Genomic DNA, 3,916 nt, shown 5'->3' with positions numbered 1-3,916 from the left:
GGCTTCAATATCTTCACTGGACTGCTCCTCTGTGGGAGCTGGCTTGCCTGCGATGGCATCAATTAGGTGTACCTGAACAACCGAGGTGCCTGCATCGCAGGCAAGCCAGCTCCCACAATTTGATCTGCATACATCAGGGAGACAGCCATCCGCCTTTGATCTGGCTGTTGATCCAACCACTCAGGTCGGCTTTCAGGCCGCCGTGCTCTGCTTTTGATCTTGCTTGTGATCTTGATCTAGAGCGCCCCGTTAACCACGCTGGCCGCACGGATTCAAGCCGGAGTGCGGGCACACCGAGCCTAGGCGAGGTGCCGAGTGGAGGGGCAAGAGCGTTTTGGTTACTTTGCCGCTTTTGCAAAGTGACCCGCCGTAAGGGCGGAACCATAACAAGCCATCACCTAGATAACGGATATACCCACCAACCCCAAGTCACCAAAAAAAGCCGTCAAATCGACAACCCCTTAAAATGCTCCTGCAAAAACTCCACACACGCCCTCAATTTCCCGGAATACGCCAACCGCGTCGGGTACACCGCCCAGACGTTGGCGCTCTGGGTATAGTCGTGCAGCACCTGCACCAACTTGCCCTGCTCCAGCAGCGGCTTCACATCCCACATCGAGCGCAGCAAAACCCCGCGCCCGTCCAGCGCCCACTGCAACACGATCTCCCCATTGTTCGACGACAACGGCCCGCGTACACGCACGCTTTCAGGCGCGCCATCACGCTCCAAGTTCCAGATGCCAAACGCGTTGTCACGCTCCTTGAGCACCAGGCAATCGTGCTGTTCCAGATCGCTCAACTGCTGCGGCGTACCAAGGCGTTGCAGATAAGCCGGCGCGGCGCACAACACGCGGCGGTTGCTCACCAGGCGGCGGCCGATGTGCTGGCCGGGAATATCGTCGCCCACACGAATCTCCAGGTCGAAGCCTTCGCTGACGATGTCCACCACACGGTCGAACAGGTCCAGGCGGATCTCCAGGTCCGGGTACTGCTCCGCCAACAACGACAGGGCCGGCGCCACATGGTTGCGGCCAAAGCCGAAGCTGCTGCACAAATGCAGATGGCCACGCGGGCTGTCGTGGGCGTCGCAGAGTTCGTCGGAAAGTTGCTGGAAATCTTCCAGGATGCGTACGGCCCAGCGCTGCACCCGTTCACCGTCTTCGGTCAGGGCAATACGCCGACTGGTGCGGTGCAGCAGGCGGGTGGCCAGGGTGGTTTCGAGGATCTGGATGCGCTTGCTGACATACGCCGGCGACAACCCCAGCTCATCGGCGGCGGCAGCGAAGCCGGCTTTGCGGATCACGGTCAGGAACACCCGCAAGTCTTCGGGTAGGGGCACGGTATCTTTCTTATTAGTCATCAGAAACAGGCGTGGCGGCATGAGCCGCCAGAATAGCACCGGATCGGCGCGCCTTCCGGTGCGCCGGGCCGTATTCGTTTACTCGGCGGCCGTCTTTGCCGAGATAGCCGCTTGAGCTGCCGCTTGGGCCGCCCGTGCATGCCGGCCGCGCTTGAGGGCGATAGGCGCCATTTTTTCGCGGTCCAGTTCACCCTCCCAAGCGGCCACCACCAGCGCGGCGACGGCGTTGCCGATGATGTTGGTCAGCGAGCGGCATTCGGCCATGAAACGGTCGACACCCAGGATCAGCACCATCGCCGCCACCGGCACAGTTGGCACCACCGCCAGGCTCGCGGCCAGTGCCACAAAGCCTGCGCCGACCACCGCGCCCGCGCCCTTGGAGGTGAGCATGGCCACCGCCAGCAAGGTCAGCTGTTGTTCCAGCGGCAGGTGAGTGTTGGTCGCCTGGGCCAGAAACAGCACCGCCAGGGTCATATAGATGTTGGTGCCGTCAAGGTTGAAGGTGTAGCCGGTCGGCACCACGATGCCCACCACACCCTTGGACGCGCCGAGGCTTTCAAGCTTCTGGATCAATTGCGGCAGTGCCGACTCCGACGAGCTGGTGCCGAGCACGATCAGCAGTTCGGACTTGATATAGCCCATCAACTTGAAAATGCTGAAGCCTGCGTAACGCGCGATGCTGCCCAGCACCACCGCGACAAAAAAGAATGCGGTGATATAGAACGTGCCCACCAGTTTCAGCAGTGGCAGCAACGAACCCACGCCGTACTTGCCGATGGTGAAGGCAATCGCACCAAACGCGCCGATCGGCGCCACACGGCTGATCATGCCGACGATGCGGAAGAACACCTCGCTGGCCTGGTTGATAACGCCGACCAGGGGCCGCGCCTTTTCACCGACCATCACCAGGCCAAGGCCGAAAAGCACGGAAATAAACAGCACCGGCAAGATTTCACCCTTGGCGAATGCGTCAAAAAAGGTGCCGGGAATAACGTTCAACAAGAAGCTGGTCACGCCTTCGCTGTGTTGCGCCTGGCCGACGAAGCCGGCGATGGCCGAGCTGTCGAGGGTTTTTACGTCGATATTGAAACCCACGCCCGGGTGCAGCAGGTGCGCAGAAACAATGCCGATCAGCAGCGCGATGGTGGAGACGATCTCGAAATACAGCAGCGCTTTGCCGCCAACCCGGCCGACCTGTTTCACATCGTGCATGCTGGTGATGCCGGAGACCACGGTGCAGAAGATGATCGGGCCGATGATCATCTTGATCAGTTTGATAAAGCCGTCGCCCAAGGGCTTGAGGTCGATACCGACTTGCGGCCATTCATGGCCGATCAACACACCCAGCGCGATGGCGATGAGCACCTGCACATACAGGGTTCCCAGCAGTTTTCTGATTGTCATTGTTATTATCTCGGTGTGTACTTTTGGGTAAAACCTTGGGCAAAGCGAACCCGTCGCAGGCCATTGGCAGCCTGCGAGGCGGGTCTTTCAGGTCACGGGACTAAAGGGCTCAGCGAAGGAAGGTCAGGACTTCGCCCAGTAACAACTCGGGTGCTTCTTCGGCGATGTAGTGGCCGGCCGGCAGGGCCTTGCCACGTACATCGGTGGCGACTTTCTGCCACTCCTTGAGCGGTTCGAAACAGCGGCCGACAGTGCCTTCGGCGCCCCACATCACCAGCAACGGCAGGTTCAGGTGGTTGCCGGCGTCGATATCGGCCTGGTCATGTTCAAGGTCAATACCGGCGGCGGCACGGTAGTCCTCGCAGATGCCAGTGGCGGTGCCGGGCAGTTTCAGGCAGCGCAGGTATTCGGCGAAGGCCTCGTCGGTGAACGGCTTGAGCCCGGCACTGCGGCTGCCTATCACGCTGCGCAGGTACAGCTCGGGGTTGTTCTCGATCAAGGCTTCCGGCAATGGCGCCGGGCGGATCAGGAAGAACCAGTGCCAATAGGCACGGGCAAAGGCTTCGTCGGTCTGGGCATACATCGACAAGGTCGGCGCGATGTCCAGCAGCACCATGCGCTGCACGGCCTTGGGGTGGTCCAGTGCCAGGCGGTGAGCGACGCGGGCACCCCGGTCGTGGGCGAGTACCGAGAAGGTGTCGAAGCCCAGGGCCTGCATCAGCTCGACGCCGTCGCGTGCCATCTCGCGCTTCGAATAATGCGTGTGCCCGTCGTTGGCCGGCGGCTTGCTGCTGTCGCCGTAGCCGCGCAGGTCGGCGGCCACCACGGTGAAGTGCTCGGCCAGCTGTTCGGCGACTTTGTGCCAGATGACGTGGGTTTGCGGGTGCCCGTGCAGCAGGAGCAGACCCGGACCTGTACCGCCTTTGCGGTAGCTGATGTCCACGCCATTGACGTGGCAGCTGTCTTTTTGGAATCCGGCGAACATGGAATGACTCCTTGTGATGATTGCCTGCATCCTGGAATCACGCGGCGTTCGGGGCAAGGGGGAAAGCGTGGAGGGGTTGTTCATGAAGTGTGTAGGAGCCCAACCTGCCAGACAATGAAGATCAGGTGTGTGTACGGGCTTATGTGGGAGCGGGCTTGCTCGCGAAG

Annotated in this window: 3 protein-coding genes; all 3 read right to left on the bottom strand. The window is 61.0% G+C overall.

Annotation, left to right across the window (positions count from 1 at the left end; genetic code table 11):
• Positions 1–445: 445 nt before the first annotated feature.
• The 3 genes from WBB95_RS21240 to WBB95_RS21230 all read right to left on the bottom strand — a co-directional run bounded on the left by WBB95_RS21240 (position 446) and on the right by WBB95_RS21230 (position 3,749).
• On the bottom strand, positions 446–1,360 hold the full coding sequence (locus tag WBB95_RS21240; RefSeq protein ID WP_424489363.1) for a LysR substrate-binding domain-containing protein: 915 nt from the start codon (positions 1,358–1,360) through the stop codon (positions 446–448).
• 78 nt (positions 1,361–1,438) lie between these two features.
• On the bottom strand, positions 1,439–2,764 hold the full coding sequence (locus WBB95_RS21235) for a dicarboxylate/amino acid:cation symporter (protein ID WP_424489362.1): 1,326 nt from the start codon (positions 2,762–2,764) through the stop codon (positions 1,439–1,441).
• A gap of 109 nt (positions 2,765–2,873) precedes the next feature.
• Complete coding sequence (locus tag WBB95_RS21230) at positions 2,874–3,749, bottom strand: alpha/beta fold hydrolase (protein WP_424489361.1); 876 nt, start codon at positions 3,747–3,749, stop codon at positions 2,874–2,876.
• Between the last annotated feature and the right edge of the window lie 167 nt (positions 3,750–3,916).

The sequence above is a fragment of the Pseudomonas sp. genome (genome assembly GCF_049645325.1).
GTDB lineage: Bacteria > Pseudomonadota > Gammaproteobacteria > Pseudomonadales > Pseudomonadaceae > Aquipseudomonas.
This window is presented reverse-complemented; position numbering and strand designations above follow the sequence as displayed.

Coding starts and splice junctions, on each gene's coding strand:
- WBB95_RS21235 (WP_424489362.1), bottom strand. CDS start 2,764: ATGACAATCAGAAAACTGCTGGGAACCCTGTATGTGCAGGTGCTCATC.
- WBB95_RS21230 (WP_424489361.1), bottom strand. CDS start 3,749: ATGTTCGCCGGATTCCAAAAAGACAGCTGCCACGTCAATGGCGTGGAC.
- WBB95_RS21240 (WP_424489363.1), bottom strand. CDS start 1,360: ATGACTAATAAGAAAGATACCGTGCCCCTACCCGAAGACTTGCGGGTG.